Annotated in this window: 18 protein-coding genes; 11 read left to right on the top strand and 7 right to left on the bottom strand. The window is 66.0% G+C overall.

All coding sequences use genetic code 11. From position 1 onward, the window contains the following. Window positions 1–19: 19 nt before the first annotated feature. The 3 genes from L5G28_RS10125 to L5G28_RS10135 are packed head-to-tail and all read right to left on the bottom strand — an operon-like array spanning window position 20 to window position 2,636. Window positions 20–832, bottom strand: coding sequence for a DUF1275 family protein (locus tag L5G28_RS10125; RefSeq protein WP_237001429.1), 813 nt, complete (start codon window positions 830–832; stop codon window positions 20–22). A gap of 18 nt (window positions 833–850) precedes the next feature. Then, window positions 851–1,501, bottom strand: coding sequence for a flavodoxin family protein (locus L5G28_RS10130; protein WP_237001430.1), 651 nt, complete (start codon window positions 1,499–1,501; stop codon window positions 851–853). Window positions 1,502–1,508: 7 nt separating this feature from the next. Further along, complete coding sequence (locus L5G28_RS10135) at window positions 1,509–2,636, bottom strand: cupin domain-containing protein (protein WP_308191971.1); 1,128 nt, start codon at window positions 2,634–2,636, stop codon at window positions 1,509–1,511. A 249-nt stretch (window positions 2,637–2,885) separates the two neighbouring features. On the opposite strand from L5G28_RS10135, the gene L5G28_RS10140 reads away from it, so the two are divergent. Further along, on the top strand, window positions 2,886–3,335 hold the full coding sequence (locus L5G28_RS10140) for a hypothetical protein (RefSeq protein WP_237001431.1): 450 nt from the start codon (window positions 2,886–2,888) through the stop codon (window positions 3,333–3,335). Between the two features lie 18 nt (window positions 3,336–3,353). Here L5G28_RS10140 and L5G28_RS10145 read toward each other — a convergent pair whose 3' ends face one another. Next, window positions 3,354–4,703: a hypothetical protein gene (locus tag L5G28_RS10145; RefSeq protein ID WP_237001432.1), complete on the bottom strand. Its 1,350-nt coding sequence runs from the start codon at window positions 4,701–4,703 to the stop codon at window positions 3,354–3,356. 152 nt (window positions 4,704–4,855) lie between these two features. Between L5G28_RS10145 and L5G28_RS10150 the strand changes: the two genes are divergently transcribed. Both L5G28_RS10150 and L5G28_RS10155 read left to right on the top strand, forming a co-directional pair. Then, the gene (locus tag L5G28_RS10150) at window positions 4,856–7,684 is read left to right on the top strand and encodes an aconitate hydratase (RefSeq protein WP_237001433.1); all 2,829 of its coding nucleotides are present in this window, start codon (window positions 4,856–4,858) and stop codon (window positions 7,682–7,684) included. 62 nt (window positions 7,685–7,746) lie between these two features. After that, entirely contained in the window at window positions 7,747–8,250 is a 504-nt protein-coding gene (locus L5G28_RS10155; protein ID WP_237001434.1) for a DUF309 domain-containing protein, read from the top strand. A 30-nt stretch (window positions 8,251–8,280) separates the two neighbouring features. On the opposite strand, the gene L5G28_RS10160 is transcribed toward L5G28_RS10155, so the two are convergent. Both L5G28_RS10160 and L5G28_RS10165 read right to left on the bottom strand, forming a co-directional pair. Further along, complete coding sequence (locus L5G28_RS10160) at window positions 8,281–9,981, bottom strand: phytoene desaturase family protein (RefSeq protein WP_237001435.1); 1,701 nt, start codon at window positions 9,979–9,981, stop codon at window positions 8,281–8,283. Further along, on the bottom strand, window positions 9,978–11,744 hold the full coding sequence (locus L5G28_RS10165) for a nitroreductase family deazaflavin-dependent oxidoreductase (RefSeq protein ID WP_237001436.1): 1,767 nt from the start codon (window positions 11,742–11,744) through the stop codon (window positions 9,978–9,980). Before L5G28_RS10165 ends, L5G28_RS10160 begins: the two co-directional genes overlap by 4 nt. A 115-nt stretch (window positions 11,745–11,859) precedes the next feature. Here L5G28_RS10165 and L5G28_RS10170 point away from each other — a divergent pair, with 115 nt between their 5' ends. From L5G28_RS10170 to L5G28_RS10205, 8 genes are all read left to right on the top strand, one after another. Next, window positions 11,860–12,426 carry a TetR/AcrR family transcriptional regulator gene (locus L5G28_RS10170; RefSeq protein ID WP_237001437.1) on the top strand — a complete coding sequence of 189 codons (567 nt, stop codon included), beginning with the start codon at window positions 11,860–11,862 and terminating at the stop codon, window positions 12,424–12,426. Between the two features lie 113 nt (window positions 12,427–12,539). Continuing rightward, entirely contained in the window at window positions 12,540–13,151 is a 612-nt protein-coding gene (locus tag L5G28_RS10175) for a flavodoxin family protein (protein ID WP_237001438.1), read from the top strand. Window positions 13,152–13,248: 97 nt separating this feature from the next. Next, window positions 13,249–13,458 (top strand): hypothetical protein, encoded by a 210-nt coding sequence (locus L5G28_RS10180; RefSeq protein ID WP_237001439.1) that lies wholly within the window; start codon window positions 13,249–13,251, stop codon window positions 13,456–13,458. A 26-nt stretch (window positions 13,459–13,484) separates the two neighbouring features. Further along, window positions 13,485–13,754, top strand: a complete 270-nt coding sequence (locus tag L5G28_RS10185; RefSeq protein WP_237001440.1) for a DUF6480 family protein — start codon at window positions 13,485–13,487, stop codon at window positions 13,752–13,754. 78 nt (window positions 13,755–13,832) lie between these two features. After that, entirely contained in the window at window positions 13,833–15,089 is a 1,257-nt protein-coding gene (gene egtB / locus L5G28_RS10190) for an ergothioneine biosynthesis protein EgtB (RefSeq protein ID WP_237001441.1), read from the top strand. Continuing rightward, window positions 15,086–16,069: an L-histidine N(alpha)-methyltransferase gene (gene egtD, locus L5G28_RS10195; RefSeq protein WP_237001442.1), complete on the top strand. Its 984-nt coding sequence runs from the start codon at window positions 15,086–15,088 to the stop codon at window positions 16,067–16,069. Before egtB ends, egtD begins: the two co-directional genes overlap by 4 nt. Then, the gene (locus L5G28_RS10200) at window positions 16,066–18,483 is read left to right on the top strand and encodes a phosphoketolase family protein (protein ID WP_237001443.1); all 2,418 of its coding nucleotides are present in this window, start codon (window positions 16,066–16,068) and stop codon (window positions 18,481–18,483) included. Before egtD ends, L5G28_RS10200 begins: the two co-directional genes overlap by 4 nt. A gap of 74 nt (window positions 18,484–18,557) precedes the next feature. Further along, a complete protein-coding gene (locus L5G28_RS10205; RefSeq protein WP_237001444.1) occupies window positions 18,558–19,073 on the top strand; it encodes a CinA family protein in 516 nt (171 codons plus the stop codon). A 39-nt stretch (window positions 19,074–19,112) separates the two neighbouring features. On the opposite strand, the gene L5G28_RS10210 is transcribed toward L5G28_RS10205, so the two are convergent. Next, window positions 19,113–20,909 (bottom strand): thiamine pyrophosphate-requiring protein, encoded by a 1,797-nt coding sequence (locus tag L5G28_RS10210; protein ID WP_237001445.1) that lies wholly within the window; start codon window positions 20,907–20,909, stop codon window positions 19,113–19,115. Between the last annotated feature and the right edge of the window lie 117 nt (window positions 20,910–21,026).

Below are 21,026 nucleotides of genomic sequence, written 5' to 3' on the forward strand. Positions count from 1 at the left end.
GGCCCGCCCACTCGTCGTCTTAAGCGAACGTGCCGCCCGGAGTCGGATCGACGTTCTGGAACTTCCTCTGCACCGAGATGATGGCGAGGACTGCCGCGATGATCGCGGGTATGAAGATCGACGAACCGTTCGTGATCTCCTTGTCGGCGAGGAATCCGATCGCACCGCCGCCCGCGAACCCGAGCAGAGTGAGGAAGAAGATTCCCGCCCACTTCAGATTCGGTTCGCCGTTGATTCCTTCGCGTTTGAACATGCCCTGGACCAAGAAGTTGAACGCCATCTGCACCACGAACGTGACCGCGACGTTGCCGTAGAGCATGCCGTGGTTCTTGTGGTAGGCGTTGCCCTGTGCTCCGGCGACGAAGCTGATGGCGACGGCGATCCACTTGGCGGCGTCCTGATGGTCTGTCGCCAGATCGAATATTGCGGCGCTCTCGTCACGGCTGCCGACGATCGTCAGCGCGAGGACGCCGAGCACGACCAACACCGCCGCCTGCACGACGAGGACGACCGTGGTGAAGATCCGGCCGTTGCGCAAGAGCGAGGTCATCAGCACACCGCAGGCCGCTGAGCCGAGACCGAACGCGATGACCGAGACGAACGGGAAGGTGAACTTCTCCCAGTCGGCCTGCACCAGCCAATATCCGCTGGAGACGACGTTGCCCGACTGCACGGTGGCGAACGTGGAGGCGTTCGCCAGCGTCCAGGCGTTCATCGCGCCGGCCATGAACGCGAGCAGAAAGCCGACCAGCGGCAACTCCATGAGGGGGAAGCGAATCCGCTCGGGGTGGTCCTGGATGACTCGGGACTGTGAGGGAATGGGACTTGACATCGTGACTCCTCGGTTGGCTCAGCTGAAGACGTCAGCCGCAGACGGCGGGATGTTCTTCGGCGGTACCGGCGGGACTGCGGACTTGTCGGCGGAGCGCAGAGGCGCGAGCGCCTCAGTCACCGCCACGAAACGCGTCAGATGGGCGGAGAGGACTTCAGCGGCGGTATCCGCGTCCGGGATCTTGCCGTGCTCGAGAACGAAACTGAGCCCGTACGGGTTTCCGTCCAACTTGTTCATCGTCGGATCGGCGGTGCTCGGCGGGACGAGCACGCAACCCCACGCAGCACCCGCGGCGTTCAGGTCATCGACCACCCGCTCCTGTCCGGCGTGGGCGAAGGCAGAGGTGGCCATCGCCGTGAACGTCGTGTTCAGATATGCGCCGGCGACCGCTGCGTCATGGTTCTCGTCGATGAACGCCTTGATCGACGCCGACAACAACCCGGTGTGCGACGGCGAACTGATGATGAATCCGTCGGCCCAGGCGAGGTCGTCGGCAGTGGCCAGGTCATCCTTCGTCGCCGACGGCTGTACGTCCTCGGCGAGCGCCACCTCACGCACTCGTCGACTCCGCACCTCGCAACCCGTGGGCTCGAGAGCGGCCTCGACGAGACGTGCCAACTCGGCGTTGGCTCCGAACAGGCTCGAATACACATGCAGTATGCGAGTCATCGGATGGCTACTTCTCGATCTTCGACTGGTCGTACCAGATCACGGGGGCGGGTTTGTCATCGCGCGGCAGCGATTCGACGAACTGGGTCGACACATTGAGGTGGTCGGCGACGATCTGCGCCGGGTTCGAGGCGAGCCACTTGTTCGCGGAGATGTCCGAGTACTCAGCCGCCTTGAAGACCTCGACGAAGATCAGTTTCTCGTCGCCGATGTTCTGCACATAGTGGCCGGCGACCAGTGGCACGATGCCGACGTCCCCCGCCCTGAAATCGAACGTGCGCGACAACCCGTTGGAGTCGAAGATGGTCATCCGGGCCTTGCCCTGGATGTAGTACTGCCATTCCGCGGCTTTGGGGTGCCAGTGCAGTTCGCGCATGCCGCCCGGTTCCACCTCGACGAAAGCCGCTGAGATCGTCTTCGCGGCGGGGAACGCGTTGACGTCGACGATCCGAACGCGACCGGCTTCGGACTCGATCGGCTCGATGTTCTCCATGTGCAAGGTGAACGGCGACGGAACCTTGCCTGCCGCCACCGGCCGGTCGACCTCAGCGATCGGCCCGGGCAGGGAGGCGTCGAAGATGTACTTCTCCTTGGCCGGGAACGTGCTGATCTCGCCGACGGTCTTCCTCAGGTTGGCCGCGACCACGTCCTGCGGGGTGTGCGCGAACCAGTCCGAGAGGAGGAAGGTGAAGTTCTCGGAGAAGTCGGGATCGCTGAACACCAGCAGGAATTCGACACCGTCTTCGAGACCCTGGATCGAGTGCGGCAGGCCGGCCTCGAAGTTCCACAGGTCGCCGGCCTTGACGTCGTCGATGAACGAACGTCCGTGCTCGTCGATCGCGGTCACCCGGCAGCTTCCGACCAGAACCAGGCCCCACTCGGCTTCCTTATGCCAGTGCAGTTCTCGGTACGCGCCCGGCTCCAGAGCCATGTTGACTCCGGCGACATCGGTCGACGCCGGGATCTCGCGGTTGGTGACCTCGCGTGCCCAACCCCCCCCTGCTCCAACCGCTGGTGCGCGTCGGAGAACGAGTACTTCATGTTCGCCATCGTCCCGTGATCGGTATCCGGCGGGACGATGATGTCCGGGTTCTCTCGGTCCCGCCAGATGTCGCGGGGCCCGAGGTCGAGCCAGCCGGTGTTGTCGCTGGCACGGATCGGCTGGGGAGCCACATCGTCGGCCACGTCATCTCCTACGTCTGAAAAGTTCATGAGATCGCCGGCGAGCTCACCGACGATGCATGCACGTTAACTCCCCAGAACCGGCATTGGGTGAAGAACTCGGAGAACAGTCAAAGAATTGAATTGGGTAGCTCAGAATGGACGCTCGCCGACGGTGGAGTGCTCTGTGCCCGCGGCGAATCCGACCGGTAGCCTCAGATCGATGAGCGACGAACCGACAACCGAATCCACGCCGTCCATCGGGATGACCGCGTGGTCGGCGCCCAACCCGTTCGATGAATCGACCGCGTTTGTTCTCGTCCACCCGATCCATGAGGAGGACGACGGCACTCTCGGCGCCGCAGTCGCCAGTCTCGGCCTCAAGCGGCTCGATTCCGACGGCGACATCTTGCCGATCGGCACTGACACCTTGTACGCGTCGTTGCGGGCGATGAGCGTGGAACTGTGCACCGGCGACGGCGTGTGGATGAGCCACCCGGTCACTGACGACTGGACCGGAAACGCCATCGGCCGGCGCTACATCGTGCTCGCCGTCGGCACCGCTCCCTTGTCCGACGACGCTGATCCCAGCGAGATCTCGGCGTACCTCGCGGCGAAGGAGAACGTCTACGCGGGACTGGTCAAGATCCGCGTGCGGTTCGAACGCGACTGACCCCCGCCACCGCTGCGGTCACCGGTCGCGACCGGCCAGAACTCCGACGGCCACCGCGACAGCTCTGGCGAAGGCCGCCCACACGTCCGGAGGCGGTGCGAGCTGTGATCGCGACGGCGCAGGCTCAGGCAGCGCCGGCGTCGCCGCCGAACGTCCCGCCAACGCGGCGAGGCCGCGAGCGGTCACCGAGAAATCGAGCCCGTTCGGAGCGTCGAAGACATGGTCGGCGACGACGGTGTCGTCGGAGTCGAGCAGTGCCAGACCGACGGTGACGACGCGCCGTTCACCGCCTTCGAACACTTCGGCGTCCCCGTGACTCCAATGCCGCAGCACGGCTCGGGGCGCTGCCAGCTCCGCCACGGCCGGGTGCGTCAGCGGTTCGGCCCGCGACTGTTCCGGTTCGACCGCAGCTTCGAAGACCGCGCGGACCTGTCCGTCGGCGGCGGCCCCGAGCCCGACCGTCAGGCGGATGCGCTGGCGCGTCCGGTTGGTGAGTTCCAGTGAGGTGTCGGTCAGCCGCACATGTACGACGTCGGACGCCCGGAACGGCGGCAGGACGTCGGTGTGCGGCTCCTCTGCGGGCCGATCTCGTTGCGTGAGATCATGATTCGTGCTCGCCGCCGGCGCAGCGTCTGAGCGTGTTCCGATGTCTGCGTCGTCCATGCCGACCCCGATCGACAGTTCGACGATCGACGCGACCTGCGCGGCGATCGCCGCCCCGTCGCGGGCATGAACGTGGTCGAACACCAACACGATGTCGGCGTCAGGGTGGTCGGCGATCACCGCAGCACCGTCCACCGCGCCGGGCGGCACCGGCATCACCACGACCCCCGGACGTGGCGAGAGGTCCCGCAGCGCTCGCTCCGGGCGTGGGGCCGGTCGCTCGTTCCAGTCCGTCACCGCGGCACGCAGTCCGGTGCGCGCGGCAACACCGCTGTGGACGGCGGAGCCCGCGGTGCCGCGACCGTTCACATGCTCTACTCGCCGTGCGGTGGCCGCGGCAACGGCCGCACCCACCGCCAACTCGTACGACGAGACCGCACCGGCAGGCGTCAACACCGCGACCGGCCCCGGCACGGGCTCGAGAGCGGCAGGCAGGACGACCACGGTGACCGCTTGGGATCTGACCGCCGCGGATGCCTCCGTCGCAGCCTCCAGCGCGGCCGGGCCGTCGGCGCGCCATCGAAGTGGCTCCTCGCCGCGGTCGAGAGCGGCCACCACCATGTCGTCGTCGATCGCCATCGCGATCGCCTCGGCCACGGTCTCCGCTGGAGAGTCCGTCGTCCGCGCGTGCACGCCGAGCGAGTCCAACCGCTCCGCGCCGGTTCGCCTCAGGCCGCCGACCGACATGACAGCTTCGATTCCCATACGTCGAAGACTAGTGCGGTGTCTGTCCGCCCGGTCCCCCGACTATCGAGATGATTCCGGGTCGGACACGTAGGCTCGAAAGTAGTCGAAACGACCACACGGCCTCTCAGCCCCGTTGAGGCCGCGCGTCCAACGCGGAAGGTGGACAGACGATGGGTGCGAACAGCTTCAACGCACGAGACCGGCTCAATGTGGGCGAGAGATCCTACGAGATCCACCGAATCGATCGGGTGGACGGATCGTCGCGGCTTCCCTACAGTCTCAAGGTTCTCCTTGAGAACCTTCTCCGTAACGAAGACGAGCGTCTGGTGACTCGCGCGCAGATCGAAGCCGTGCGGGACTGGGACCCCGATGCGGCGCTTAACCCGGAGATCCAGTACACCCCGGCGCGAGTGCTGATGCAGGACTTCACCGGCGTCCCATGCGTCGTCGACCTGGTCGCCATGCGTGACGCGATGACCGATTTCGGCGGTGATCCGTCGAAGATCAACCCGCAGATCCCCGCCGAACTCGTCATCGATCACTCGGTCATCGCCGACGCGTTCGCCAGCCCGGACGCTTTCGGCATCAACGCCGAGCTGGAATTCGAACGCAACAAGGAGCGGTACCAACTACTGCGATGGGGACAGCAGTCGTTCGACGACTTCCTGGTGGTGCCGCCCGACACCGGTATCTGTCACCAGGTCAATCTCGAGTATCTGGCACGCGTCGTCTTCACCCGAGACCGCGACGGCGTCACCCAGGCCTATCCCGACACCCTCGTCGGCACCGACTCGCACACCCCGATGGTTAACGGTCTCGGTGTGCTCGGCTGGGGAGTCGGCGGCATCGAGGCGGAGGCGGCGATGCTCGGTCAGCCGATGAGCATGCTGATCCCCCAGGTGGTCGGGGTCAGACTCAGCGGCGACCTGCGTGAAGGGGCTACCGCGACAGATCTCGTGCTCACCGTGGCCGAATTGCTGCGCGGCGTCGGCGTCGTCGGCAAGTTCGTGGAGTTCTTCGGTCCGGGTGTCGCCAACGTCCCATTGGCCACCCGCGCAACCATCGGCAACATGAGTCCCGAGTACGGGTCCACATCGACGATGTTCCCGATCGACGCCGAGACCATCGACTACCTACGCCTCACCGGACGTGACGACGAACAGATCCGACTCGTCGAGGCGTACGCCAGAGAGCAGGGACTCTGGCACGATCCGGACCATGTGCCCGACTTCTCGCGCGTCGTCGACCTCGATCTCTCCTCGGTGGAACCCTCCATCGCGGGGCCGAGCCGCCCCCAGGACAGGGTGCCCCTCGGCGATGCGCCGCGGACCGTGCTTGGCCTGCTCGCCGGTGATCAGAACCGACCTCACTCGGGTGAAGACGATGTCGACAACGCGTCCGCTGACTCGTTCCCGGCGAGCGATCCGATCTCCCTCGGCTCCTCCGACGGGGATGACGCACCGCCGCGTCAGGTCTCCGACGAACAACTCACCGCGAACGAAAGGCTGGGCTGGCCAAGCGATCCCGCAGACGTCGTGATCGACGGCGCGAAAGCGATCGTCGACCACGGTGACGTCGTCATCGCCGCGATCACCTCGTGCACCAACACGTCGAATCCCGCAGTCATGCTCGGGGCGGCGCTCCTAGCCAAGAAGGCGGTCGAACGCGGGCTGCGGACCCGTCCGTGGGTCAAGACGACCCTCGCGCCGGGCTCCCGCGTGGTCACCGACTACTTCGAGCGGTCCGGACTGACCCCGTACCTCGACGAGCTCGGCTTCAATCTCGTCGGTTACGGCTGCACCACGTGCATCGGCAACTCCGGACCTCTCATCCCGGAGGTCAGCGACGCCGTCGGCGAGAACGATCTCAACGTCTCCGCAGTACTGTCCGGAAATCGAAACTTCGAGGGACGGATCCACCCCGAGGTGAAGATGAACTTCCTGGCCTCGCCTCCCCTCGTCATCGCCTATGCGCTCGCCGGCAGTCTGCACACCGACCTGCTGTCTGAGCCGCTGGGGACCAACGACGACGGCGAAGACGTCTACCTCCGTGAGATCTGGCCGACGGACGAGGAGATCAAGCAGGCCGTCGACGCGAACGTCGAAGCCCAGATGTTCACTGACGGCTATTCGGACATCTACGCAGGCGACGACAACTGGCGCGAGATGAGTGTGCCGGACGGCGCGGTGTACGACTGGGACGACGCGTCGACCTACATTCAGCGTCCCCCGTACTTCGACGGCATGACTCGCGAACCCGAGCCGGTTCGCGACATATCCGGGGCGCGAGTACTGGCCAAACTGGGCGACTCGGTCACGACCGATCACATCTCCCCCGCCGGCGCGATCCGGGTCGACAGTCCGGCCGGTCGCTACCTCACCGACAACGGTGTCGAACGCAAGGACTTCAACTCGTACGGCTCACGCCGAGGCAACCACGAAGTGATGATCCGCGGAACATTCGCCAATGTGCGGCTACGCAACGAACTCGTGCCGGGAGTCGAGGGCGGCTTCACCACATTGTGGCAAGACAGTGAGCAGGGGTCCGGTGGTGAACAGGCGGCGATCTACGACGCCGCCGTGTCGTACCAGGAACGAGGCGTGCCACTGGTCGTGATCGCGGGGCGCGACTACGGGTCGGGCTCGTCGCGTGACTGGGCCGCCAAGGGCACCAGGCTGCTCGGGGTGCGGGCGGTGATCGCGCAGTCGTTCGAACGCATCCATCGATCGAACCTCATCGGCATGGGTGTGCTGCCGTTGCAGTTCCGCGACGGCGAGTCCGCTGAATCGCTGAACCTCGACGGTGACGAGAGCTACTCGATCTCCGGGGTAGCCTCCGGAGACAGGCTCGCCGAGGAGGTCACGGTGACGGTCGAGAAGGAGGGACGGTCCCGCGAGTTCACCGCCACCGTCCGGATCGACACCCCGGCCGAGGCCGCCTATTACCGCAACGACGGGATTCTGCCGTACGTGCTCCGGAAGCTACTGGGCGACAGCTGACGACGGAGTGCCGGCCTACCGCTCGAAACCGTCTCGGTGACGAGGGATGAGACGATGGGTTCATGGCTACCCCCGGCGACATGGACCGCGATCGCGACGACGACGGCCGCGCACGTAACGCCCGGCCCCGCGACGCACTGGGCCGTCCGCTGCCGCCGGGAAGCACAGGCGTCGAGCGCATCCCCGACGACCTGGACCTGCCGCCGGCGGAGTCGTTGGCGTGGGCGCAGGATCTACTGGACCGAGGTCTCGCTTTCAACGCGCACGAAGTCCTCGAAGGCGCGTGGAAGAGCTGCCCAGGCGACGAGCGCATGCTCTGGCAGGGGCTCGCCCAACTGGCCGTCGGCGTCACCCATGTTCAGCGGCGCAACACCAAGGGTGCGCTGAAAGTCCTTGAACGCGCTGCCAAACGGATCGGACAGCACGACGGTCCGGCGCCGTACGGCATCGACGCCGTCGGACTGATCGGATACGCGGACGCCCTCATCGCCGACCTTCGGCAGGGCGCCGATCCCGCGCCGGAGCTGGTGATGCCTCGGCTCCTCGCTCGGCCGGATCAACGTTGACCCGATCCGTACTCCCCTCTCCGTCGTCGTCTAACGCAGTGACCGTGTGGCGTCGAGAGGATCGAAACCCTCGGGCCACTTGGGCAGATCGGTCGACGCCGAGACGACTCCGCCCGCTCTGATCTGGCCGACGAGATCGCGTCCGGTGATGAGCGACGCTGCGTGGACGCCACTGAGCATCGAGCCGACTGTGCCGGGACCGAACGGCGAATTGGTCCCGACTGCGTAGAGTCCGGCTATCGGGGTCTTCACGCCCGCTCGCAGCGGACCCAACTGCGCCATGGTCTGTCGCAGACCGAACGGGGCGGCCCCACTGTTCCCCACGAATCTCTCCTGGGTGGCGGGCGACCCCAATTCAGCGAACTCGACGTTGTTCGAGGCACCCGGGAACGACTGTTCGAGCCGTTGGAGCATCCCGTCCAGGACGATCTTCTTGATCTCTTGATACCGGGTGCCCGACCGGTAGCGTCCGGATCCGACGTCGTCCGTCGAGTACTCCCACAGTGATGGTGAATACGGAACGATCGTCTGAACTTCAATGGTCGAACCTCCTGCGGGCGCCGCCCGCCGGTTCGACGGATCGCGGCGCGAGGAGGATTGCACGAACATGGGTTGACGATCGGCGAGCTCCCGCGCCCAGCTGACGCCGTCGCTGAATCCCTTCCCCTTACTGACCTCACGTTGCAGCTTCGTCAGTGACCGATTGGAATCGGCGTCCTGCCAACTGGGAATCGCGAAATAGTTGGAGTTCGGCTGCTGCGAGATGTCGTGGTTGACGGCGAAGAACCCGTTGATCAACGGGCGGGACATCTTCCACCTCTTGACGCGCTCCCGCATGATCCGAGGCAGGTGGTGAAGGCCGACGAGGTCGGTGAACGTCTTGATCGCATCGGCGTCCGAGACCACCGTGGCGGCCAGGATTCTCTCGCCGGAAGCGAGCTCGACACCTTGCGCTCGTCCATCGTCGATGATGATGCGTTCGACGGTGGCGCTAGTCCGGATCTGCCCGCCATGGGCGCGCACCACCTCGGCGAAACCGGCCGCGAGCATCTGACCACCGCCCTTCGGATAGTACGATCCACCAGCGACATAGTCCTGAAAGTATGCGGCCATGGCCCCGGTGGGCACCTCGTCGGGCGTCGAGGCGAATGCGCCGCATTCGACGGAGAGCGCCGCTATGGCGCGCGGGGAGAAGCCGCAGCCGGCGAGGAACACACTGTACGGAACGGCCATCAGCGGCCCGGCGATGTTCGCACCCGCCACCCATCGTGCCAACCCGGACGCCGACCCTTGGGACGAGTACCTGTCCATCGCCTCGCCGATACGCCGAAGAGTCCCGTGGTAGCGCTGGACGGCGCGACGCTCGCCGGGAAACGCGGTGAGGAGATTCTCGAGGTAGTTGTCCCACCCGAACGGCGTGGCGAGCTCGAAATCTGGTCCGATGATCCGGTCGAATCCGGTGGGATCCATGGGCAGCCACTCGATCCGGTCGTCCAGCCCGAGACCGCCGAAGATGTTGCTGACCACGCCGCCGGGACCGCAGCCGCCGACGAAGTGAACGCCACAATCGAACTCCCACCGGCCTCGTCGCTGGAACACATGGGACGACCCGCCGAGCGCGGTATAGCGCTCCAGCACGAGGACGCTCTTCCCCGTCGCGGCGAGATAGGCGGCCGTCGACAACCCGCCCAGGCCAGCGCCGACCACGATCACGTCAAGTTTCTCAGTCATGCTCGGCACCGTTCGTCACTCGATTCGTTGTTGGATGGACAGATATTCGGGGCTGCGTCGTCGAATGTGATCCGCACCGAGACGGGGTCGCTCTGCAACGCGCGGAACATCACGCTCGTCAGCGTTCCCAACGCTGGATGCGGTGCGAACGACCTCGTCCGGGCGTCGACGTCATCGTCCGGCAGCACCTCGGCGGTACCGGTTCGCCAGCGGTCGCCCTGCCTGATGCGCACAGTCGGGTCTGCCTGGATGTTCAGGGTCCAGCCGGCACGGAGTCCGTGCTGGCTGATGAGCCAGGCTCCGGTGTCGTCGAACGACGCCGACACCGGGACTGCGCGCACCAGTCCGGTCTTGCGGCCGGTGGTCTCGAGTCGGGTGGCGAGCGTCGACACCAGACCTCTGCGCATCGCGAACTCGACGGCCGGGTTGGCCACGCGCCTGCCGATCGCGCGCTCGATCCGGAATTTGCGCAGCGATGCGCCGCCGACCGCGGAGCCGTTTGCGCGTCGGCTGCGGAACGCGTCGACTCCGTTGCGTTGCACAGCCGTGAGCGCGGTCCGCCACACCGGCCGCGCCGCATCGGGCTCCAGACCGGCGCCCATGCGATGCAACTGGTCGGTGTGCCATTGCAGATCGAGGGCGCCCTCGAGTGTCTTGACCGTGGGCGCCGAGCGGCGGACCCGATTCGGAACGTGCAGACTGACCGTTGGCGACGCGAGCACCGACAGACTCTTGTCAGTCAGGCCGCGTGCGGCCTCCGGCTCGACTGCCGCTGGGCGGCCGATGCCCACGACGTCGCACTTCCCGCCGACGACGGCATCGCTCATCGCCGCACGTGTTCGGAACCCACCGGTCACCGCGAGCGGTACATCGCCCGCGAGTTCTCGCACCGTCTCGGCGTACTCGAGGAAATAGGCCTCCCGAGTTCGCGTGCTCGCCGAGACCACCGGTCGACCCATCATCGCGGGTGACTCGTAACTGCCTCCACTGACCTCGATGAGGTCCACGGATTCGCGGGCGACCATGGAGATCACGGTCCGCGAATCGTCCTCGGTGAATCCACCACGCTGGAAGTCCGCCGAATTCAGTTTCACACCGACCCCGAACCCCGGGCGGACCGCCTCCCGCACACCACGCACGATCTCCAGCAGGAAGCGCGCGCGTCCGGCGACGTCGCCTCCCCACTCATCGGTGCGCTGATTGCTCAGCGGCGACAAGAACTGCGACACCAGATAGCCGTGCGCTCCGTGGATCTGAATGCCGTCGAAGCCCGCGGTCTCCGCGACCGCCGCGGCCGTGACGAATCTTCGGACGATCTCCGAGATCTCCTCGCGCGTCAACTCCCGCGGTGTCGGGACTCCCGGAATCGACACGCCGACTGCGGACGGCGCCACGGTCGGTCCGGCACCTGCAATCGGATTCGCTTGGCGGCCCGGATGATTCAGTTGCATCCACACCTTGGCGCCGCCGTCCTGCGTGGTCTTGGCCCACCGGGTGAGGCCGGCCAAGTGTCGCTCGTCCTCCACCACGATGTTGCCGGGTTCGCCGAGATGGCGGCTGTCGACCATCACATTGCCGGTGACGATCAGGCCATAGCCGCCGTCGGCCCAGCGCGCGTACAGGCGCGTCAGGCGAGTGTCGGGACCTCCGGCGTCGTCCGCGAGCCCTTCGCTGAGGGCAGCCTTCATCATCCGATTCGGCAAGACCTGGCCGGATGGCAGAGTGAGCGGCGTGGCGAGGGCGGTCTCGGTGGTGTTGCGCATGGGGCCTCCTAGTTTCGCGACCGATCAGAGTTATACCAATTGGTCTACTTTCTGCACGATATGAGACCGAGCGGTATATTTCAAGGGCGAGGCTCGAAGGGGAAAGGAGGTCGGCGTGGCGACAGCAGCGAAGGCGCGATTGGTGCGTGCGACGACCGAACTGATGCGACGGCACGGTGTCGCGGGCACGGCGGTGTCGGAGATCCTCTCTGACAGCGGAGCTGCCCGCCGATCGATCTATCTCAACTTTCCGGGCGGAAAGTCCCAGCTGGTGACCGAGGCGACTCGCGTCGCGGGCGCTTCGATGGCGGTTGCGATACGGGAGATCCTGGACGCCGACGACCCGATCGAGGCGTTCACCACCCTGTGGATCGCGTTGCTCTCCACAACGGACTTCGACGCGGGGTGTCCCATCGTCGCCGCAGCCCTCGGGCGGGCGGACGCCGCCGAAGCCGCAGACCTGGCCGGTGAGATCTTCACCGAGTGGTACGGGTTGGTTGGTGAGCACCTCATGGCCGAGGGGATCGCTCCCGACATGGCCGAGTCACTGTCGATCACCGTCGTCTCCGCAGTCGAGGGTGCGGTCGTCGCCTGCCAGGCGCTGCGGTCTACGCGACCGCTGGAAGAGGTCGGCGTGAGACTGCGGGAGCTGATGGCGATACATCGGCCGATGGAGAACTGAGATCTGATGCTGCCGTCGGTGCCGAGGTCGAGCGACCGTTCACTGCGTCGTGACTGAAAATTGTTGCGTGTCGCGAGTGTTTGCGAGCGTGCCGCAGCGGGTACTTCGGCGGTATGTCTGAACTTCGCGCCGTAGCGCTCATCTGTAGTTTGAAGCCCTCACCAGCACCATCGAGCACCGAACTACTCGCTAGTCAGGTCCTCGACCAGTTGGCCGGACACGGGGTCGGCGTTGCGCCGCCGATCCGGCTCGTGGACTACGACGTCAAGCCTGGAGTCGACGCCGACATGGGTGACGGCGACCAATGGCCAGAGGTTCGCCAGGCGATACGCGATGCCGACATCCTGGTGTTCGCCACACCGACCTGGCTCGGCCATATGTCGAGCGTGGCTCAGCGTGCCCTCGAACGTCTCGACGCCGAACTGTCCGACACCGACGCCGACGGCCGTCCGGCGATGCTCGGCAAGGTTGCAGTGACCGCGGTCGTGGGCAACGAGGACGGCGCACACAAGATCATCGCCGATGTGTTTCAAGGCCTCAACGACATCGGATTCACGATCGCAGCCCAGAGCGGAACGTACTGGAACGGCGAGGCGATGCAAGGGACCGACTACAAGGACCTCGACGGACCTCCGGAGCCCGTGGCCGTGACCACCGCGAACGCGGCACGCAACGCAACGCATCTCGCAACCGTCCTGAACTCCCGACAGTATCCGCCGTACTAACGCCCCGAGCACGCAGCGATGTTTGACTCCGGCCTCGCCCGGGGTACATCGCCCAACATCCAGATGCCGACAAGTGAAGTACGACAGGAGGTCGACGATGGCAACGTACCGAGTTCTGAACCCTGACGAACAGGTCATCGATACGAAGGAGTTCGACAGCGCGCAAGACGCGTACGAGTGGTTCTCCAATATCGAAGTCCCGTCGCACATGATCGGTTTCCGCATGGAGGTCGACCAGGACGGCGAGTGGGTGATGTTCGACCAGACCGACAGCACCGGTTCGTCCGAGGAAGCGGGTGAACGCTGATGCGCCGGACCTCGCCAGGAGGAAACATGGTTTACGACCCCGCTGAGAATCCCGATTCCGCGCGCCGCGGCGCGATCGATCCCGACCCGGCGGTGACGCCGGGACTCGACGAGGGCGGGCAGGTCCAGATAGGCGACACTCCGCCGGAATCCGCGCAGACGTCCGGTCTGTCGAAACCCGAGGAGCCGCTGCACAGCCGGTTTCCACCGACCGGCGTCGCGGCACTGCTGGCGATCGTCGGTGTCGTGATCGTCTTCGGGATCGTGATCGTCGGTCTCGTCCTCATGATCCTGTGAGACCGCCGCCGGAAGTGATCAGATCCCGGTAGCCTCCGACGAAACGAGAGGCCCGTCTTCGATTGTGGGGTTCGCTATATGACCATCTCAGTGCGCCGCTCGACGACTGCGGAATCCGGCCCGGTCGAACGGTTCCGCCACGTCCGTTCGCTCACCGATCTTCTGGCCGATCGGCTGTCCGCCGAGGATCAGACGCCGCAGTCGATGACTGAAGCGAGTCCCGCGAAATGGCACCGGGCCCACGTGACCTGGTTCTTCGAGGAGTTTGTGCTGCGGAGGGACCCGTCGTACGTGGTCTACGACGAGACATATCGTTACCTGTTCAACAGCTACTACGAAGCCGTCGGCGAGCGCCATCCACGACCGGAGCGAGGGCTGGTGACGCGGCCGGGAATCGACGACATCACCGACTACCGTCACAACGTCGACACGGCCATGGAGGCGGCACTGACCGCGGGTTCACTCGACGACGACGCCCTCGATCTCGTGGAACTCGGATGCAATCACGAACAGCAACATCAGGAACTGCTCCTGATGGACATCAAGCACCTGTTCTCGACGGTCCCGCTCACTCCAGGGCCCGTCTACGTCGACCGCGAACTCGACGTCGGGGCATCACCCGCGCCGATGACGTGGCGCGCAGTTCCCGGCGGCATCAGTCACGTCGGCGCGACGGGCACGGCGTTCGCCTACGACTACGAGGGGCCGCAGCATCGAGTACTCCTTGAGGACTTCGAGATCGCCTCACGTGCCGTCACCAACGCGGACTGGCTGGCGTTCATGGCCGACGACGGCTACCGACGGCCCGAGTTGTGGCTGTCGGACGGCTGGGCGCACATCGGCCAGACCGGCTGGCAGGCGCCCGGCTACTGGAGTCGGGACGCGGCAGGTGAATGGAGCGCCTTCAGCCTGTCTGGGCGGCGGCCGGTGGTCGCTGACGAACCCGTAGTGCACGTCTCGTTCTACGAGGCCGACGCCTACGCCCGGTGGGCAGGCGCGCGGCTGCCCACCGAGTTCGAATGGGAGGCAGCGACATCGGAGGTCGAGACCGAACGAGGCGAGCTCCTCGACCCCGCCAGATGTCATCCGCGCGCTGCAGGCACGGCGATGATCGGTGACGTCTGGGAGTGGACGGCCAGCGCTTACCTCCCCTACCCCGGGTTCGTTCCGGCGAACGGTGCGGTTGGCGAGTACAACGGCAAGTTCATGTGCGATCAGCACGTCCTGCGGGGTGCCTCCGCCATCACCCCGCGCGGGCACGAGCGCGCCACCTACCGGAACTTCTTCCCCGCCGCGTCCCGCTGGGCGTTCTCCGGTCTGAGGCTGGCGCGGTGAGCACGACGGCCGCGAACACGACGGTGGCGAACACGACGGTGGCGGTGGACCATATCGTCGCGGGTCTGTGGGACGAGCAGCCAGCGCTGCCCGCACGGTGGCTGTACGACGAACGCGGAAGCAAACTCTTCGACGAGATCACGCGCGTGCCCGAGTACTACCCGACGCGTCGAGAGACGGCGATCCTGCGCGACTCCGCCCGCAGTATCGTCGCCGCCTCCGGAGCGTCGACGATCGTCGAGCTCGGGTCCGGAACCTCGACCAAGACCCGTCTGCTGCTCGACGAAGTTCCCGTCGGCGCGACATACGCGCCGGTGGATGTGAGTGCGGAGGTCCTGTCGGCGTCGGCTACGACGCTGGCCGGTGACTACCCCGGACTCGAAATCGTGCCGATCGAGGCTGATTTCACGACTGCCGAGGTCCCGATGCCCACTGTTGCGGGTCGCCGGTTGGTCGCATTTCTCGGTGGCACGATCGGCAACTTCGATGAGGACGAGCGCACCGGGTTCCTCGCCCGCCTGGCCGCGTCCCTCTCGCCGGGAGACTCGTTCCTGCTCGGCACCGACCTGATCAAGGACACGGGTCGACTCACCGCCGCGTACAACGACAAGGGTGGGGTCACAGCGGACTTCAACCGCAACGTGATCGAAGCGCTCCGGACACAGATGCGCGCCGAAGGCCTCTACGCCGACGACTTCGATCACCTCGCCCGCTGGAATCCAACCGCTCACCGAATCGAGATGCGCTTGCGCGCGCGACGCGACGTGAACGCCTACTTCCCATCGCTCGACCGCCACTGGCGGTTGCGTCAGGGCGCTGAACTGCTCACGGAGATCAGCGTGAAGTTCACTCGCGGCATGGTGGCCGCGGAGGTGGAGGCAGCCGGGTTCACCGTCAGCGACGCCTGGTCGGATCCGTTCGACGACTTCCTGCTCACCCTGTGTCGAAAGGAACCACGGATGGAACCGCGTCCGCGATGAGCGTCGACGGGAACGAGACCGGCGGGCAGGGCACGCGCCGCCTGGCGCGGACGACCTACTCGGCGGCAGACCTCGACGCCGATCTGCGGTGGTGGGACGCCGCGAACTACCTGACGGTCGCCCAGATCTACCTGCAGGAGAACGTCCTGTTACGCGCGCCGCTGGATGCGGCGCACGTCAAGCCGCGACTCCTCGGGCACTGGGGAACGAGTCCCGGACTATCGGCGGTCTACACGGTGCTGAACCGCCTGATACGTCGTACCGATTCGGCATGGTTGTTCGTCACCGGGCCCGGCCACGGCGGACCCGCGCTGGTGGCCAACACCTATCTCGAGGGCACCTACTCAGAAATCTATCCAGACGTCACGTACGACGGGCAGGGCGTGCTGCGGTTGTGCCGCCAGTTCTCGACCCCCGGCGGCATCCCCAGCCACGTGAGTGTCGAGACCCCGGGCAGCATCCACGAAGGCGGCGAACTCGGATACTCCCTCGCCCACGCGATCGGCGCCGCCCTGGATTCCCCCGAGCTACTCGTAGCGTGCGTGATCGGCGACGGTGAGGCGGAGACGGGACCGTTGAGCGGATCCTGGAATTCGACGGCGTTTCTCAACCCGGCCCGTGACGGCGCGGTCCTGCCCATCATGCATCTCAACGACGCGAAGATCTCCGGCCCCACCGTGATGGGGCGCCGCAACGACGACGACGTCAGAGCGGACCTGCAGGGCAAGGGCTGGGAGCCGGTGTTCGTCGAGGGGCACGAGCCGCGGGCGGTCTTCGCCCGGCTCACCGAAGTAATCGCCGGAGCGTACGAGACCATCCGCGGCATACAGGCCGATGCGCGCGCTGACGCGGACCCGACCGTCAGGCGGTGGCCCGCGGTCGTCTTACGCACGCCCAAGGGGTGGACGGGGCCGCACCGTGTGGACGGACGACTCGTCGAGGGGACGCACCGGGCGCACCAGGTCCCGTTGTCCGGCGTCCGCGACAACGCCGATCACCTCCGGCAATTGGAGGACTGGCTTCGGTCGTATCGCCCAGACGAACTGTTTGACGGTGACGGCCGGATCGTCGAGGACATCGCCGGCCTCTCCCCCGCCGGTGATCGGCGGATGGGTGCCACGCCGTATGCGAACGGCGGTCGCCTGCGACAACCGCTGGAGTTGCCGCCGGTCGAGGATTACGCGCTCGACATCGACCGGCCCGGCGGGCTCACCCACCCGACGACCCGGGTGCTCGGCGACTATCTGCGCGACATCTATCGCGCAGACCGTCGCTCCGACGGCGGCGGTACTTTCCGGTTGTTCTGCCCGGACGAGACTGCGAGCAACAAACTCGATGCCGTCTTCGAGGTAACCGACCGCTGCTGGCAGCTGCCGGTGCGACCCGACGACGACGACCTGGCACCTTCCGGACGAGTGATGGAGGTCCTCAGCGAGCACCTCTGCCAGGGATGGCTCGAAGGCTATCTGCTCTCCGGACGGCACGGTCTGTTCGCCAGCTACGAGGCGTTCGCGATGATCAGTGCGTCCATGGTCGTCCAACACACGAAATGGCTGCAGCACGCCGCGGAACTCGACTGGCGCGAGCCGGTGTCGTCACTGAACATCCTGCTCACCTCCACGTGCTGGCGCAACGACCACAACGGCTTCTCTCATCAGGGACCGGGGCTCATCGACACGGTGATCCCGTTGTCGCCAGGTGTGGTCAGGGTCTGGTTGCCGCCGGACGCGAACTCTCTCCTGGCAGTCGCGGAGCACTGCTTCCGCAGTCGGGATCATGTCAATCTGATCGTCGCCGACAAGCAGCCGCACCTGCAGTATCTGACGGTCGACGAAGCCGCGATCCAAGCCGCCGCCGGGGCCTCGGTCTGGCATTGGGCGGGAAGCGAGCGCGACGGCGCCGAACCCGACATCGTGTTGGCGTGCGCGGGCGACGTGCCCGCCCAGGAACTTCTCGCCGCAGCCGACCTCCTCCGAAAGGAGTTGCCCGACTTAATGATCCGGGTCGTCAACGTGATCGATCTGATGGCGCTGCTGCCACCGGGAGAACACCCGCACGGAATGTCGGAAACCTACTTCGCGGACGTCTTCACGACGTCGGTCGACGTCGTCTTCGCGTTCCACGGTTACCCTCGAGCCCTCCACCAGCTCGTGCACGGACGACCGTACGCCGGTCGCTTCCACGTGCGTGGATTCTCCGAACAGGGCACCACGACGACGCCCTTCGACATGGTCGTTCTCAACCGCATGAGTCGGTACCACCTGGCGTTGGAAGCGATGAGACGGGCAAGCGTGGACGGTGAGCGTGCCGAGCGACTCGCACAGTTCTGCCGTTCACAGCTCGCGCGACACCACGACTACATCCGGCGGAACTTCGAGGATCTGCCCGAGGTTCAGGAGTGGACCTGGACGTGAGGCTGTCAACCCGAGGGGTGCCTGTGGCGAGAGAACTTTGAGCATGGCGGAAGCCCACGGGGTACACCGGACTCATGGCTATCTCCCCGATGTTCGACAATGCCGCGTCCGACAACCCCGCGTCCGACAATGCGGCCCGCGCAGAACTGGTGGGCGAACTGGCACATCGCGCCGGGCGCACCGTCGCGACGGCGGAATCCCTCACTGGCGGGCAGATCGCCTGCACGCTGGGCGCGGCGCCGGACTCGTCGGAGTGGTATCGGGGCAGCATCGTGGCCTACGCCTCCACGGTCAAACACCACCTGCTGCGTGTGCCAGACGTTCCGGTGGTCTCGGAGATCAGCGCTCGCACGATGGCAGTGACCACCGCCGAACTCCTCGGCGCCGACTTGGTGGTGGCCGTGACCGGCGCGGCCGGGCCGGGGGCGCAGGACGGGCGTGAACCGGGAACCGTGTGGTTCGGGATCGTCGACGGCGACGACATTAGCACCGAGTACCGCGAGTTCGACGGCTCGGCGGACGACGTCGTATCGCAGACGGTCACCGAGGCGCTCGACCTGTTCGCGGCCGCGCTGGGTGGGCCTTCCTGACCGGTACCGAGGGCCGCGCAGCCTCCGCCGCCTGCGCGGTCACGGCTCCGGCTTAGTGCCGGGAATGTACTGCTGAACCTTCTGTTTGACGCCCTCCTTGATCACACCCCACGAGTCTTCGTCTCCTTCGATCAATGCGGTGCTCAGCGACTTCGCCTGCGCGAAGGTCGCGTGCGGCGGGATCGGCGGAATCGACGCGTCGCACCGAACGTCCAGGAGTGTGGGACGGTCGGCGGCCAGTGCGCGGTCCCAGGCGTCACCGAGTTGATCGGGATCTTCCACGTTGATCCCGCCCAGACCGATGCCGCGCGCGAACGCCGCATAGTCCATCTCCGGGAGGTCCTGCGATTCCGCGAATTTCGGGGACGCACTCATCGCGCGCTGCTCCCACGTGACCTGATTGAGGTCGTTGTTGTGCAGTACCACGACGATCAACCGAGGGTCGGTCCACTGCTTCCAGTATCGGGAGACGGTGAGCATTTCGGCGAGCCCGTTCATCTGCATCGCGCCGTCACCCTCGAAGGCGATCGTCGGACGGTCCGGGTGGGCCCACTTGGCTCCGATCACGTACGGCACGGCAGGCCCCATCGTCGCCAGGGTCCCCGACAGCGACCCACGCATCTCATCCCGGAACTCGATGTGTCGCGCATACCAGTTGGCTGCACTGCCCGAGTCGGCGGCGATGATCGAGTCGGACGGCGCCCGCTCGGAGAACTCGTGGAAGATCCGCATCGGGTTGATCGGGTCGGCGTCGGTCATCGCTCGTCGCTGCGCGGTCTTCCGCCAGTGGGCGACGTTCCGCTCCACCGTCGATCGCCACGAGCGATCCTCTTGCTGTTCGAGCAGCGGGATCAACTGCTGCAGCGTGCGTTTGGCATCGCCGACCACGTTCACCTCGTTCGGGTACCGCATGCCGATCCACTTGCCCGACCGGTCGATCTGCACCCCGCGAGCCTGGTCGAGCTGCGGCATGAACTGCGTGTACGGAAAGTTCGATCCCACCATGAGCAACGTGTCGCACTCGTCCATAAGGTAATAGCTGGCCGTGGTGCCCAAGAGCCCAATGGAGCCGGTGACCCACGGCAGCGTGTCGGGGAGGACGTCGCGCCCGAGAAGAGCTTTGGCGCATCCCGCGCCGAGGGTCTCGGCCACCTGGGTCAACTCGTCGACGCATCCGCGAGCCCCCTGCCCGACGAGCATCGCCACTTTGTCGCCGTCGTTGAGCACCGCTGCGGCGCGGGCGACCGCGTCCGGGTCGGCGTCGGCGACGGCCTGTTCGATCCCCAGGCTCGACGGCACTTGCTTGAATTCGTGGGCGGGCGGCTCGTAGTCGAGCTCGAACACATCCGACGGGAAGATCACGGCGGTGGGCGCGTGCTCAGACAGTGCGACCCGGATCGCGCGGTCGATGAGATTGGGGATCTGCTGGGGCACCGTGCACATCTGCACGAAGTCGCTGCACACGTCCTTGTACAGCGAGAGCATGTCGATCTCCTGCTGGTAGGAGCCACCCATCGCCGACCGCTCGGTCTGCCCCACCAGCGCCACGACCGGCACGTGATCGAGCTTGGCGTCGTAGAGCCCATTGAGCAGGTGGACCCCACCGGGACCGCTCGTGGCCGCGCATACGCCGACGTCGCCGGAGAACTTCGCGTACCCGACCGCTTCGAAGGCACTCATCTCCTCGTGCCGGGACTGAACGAACTGCGGATCGTTCTCGGCCTCGGCCCACGCCGCGAGCAACCCGTTGATCCCGTCGCCCGGATATCCGAACACCTGTCGAACACCCCACTCGCGGAGTCTGGACAGTACGACGTCCGCGACCGTTTCGCTCATAGCGCCTCCTCACAGCAGTGACGGAACTTGACTCGACTCCGGGTACCCGATGCAGTGACGGCTCACACATGGGCCGCTACCCGGTCACCCCGGTCGATGGGCGTCCATCCGAGTCAG

The organism is Gordonia liuliyuniae (assembly GCF_021739025.1).
Taxonomy (GTDB): domain Bacteria; phylum Actinomycetota; class Actinomycetes; order Mycobacteriales; family Mycobacteriaceae; genus Gordonia; species Gordonia liuliyuniae.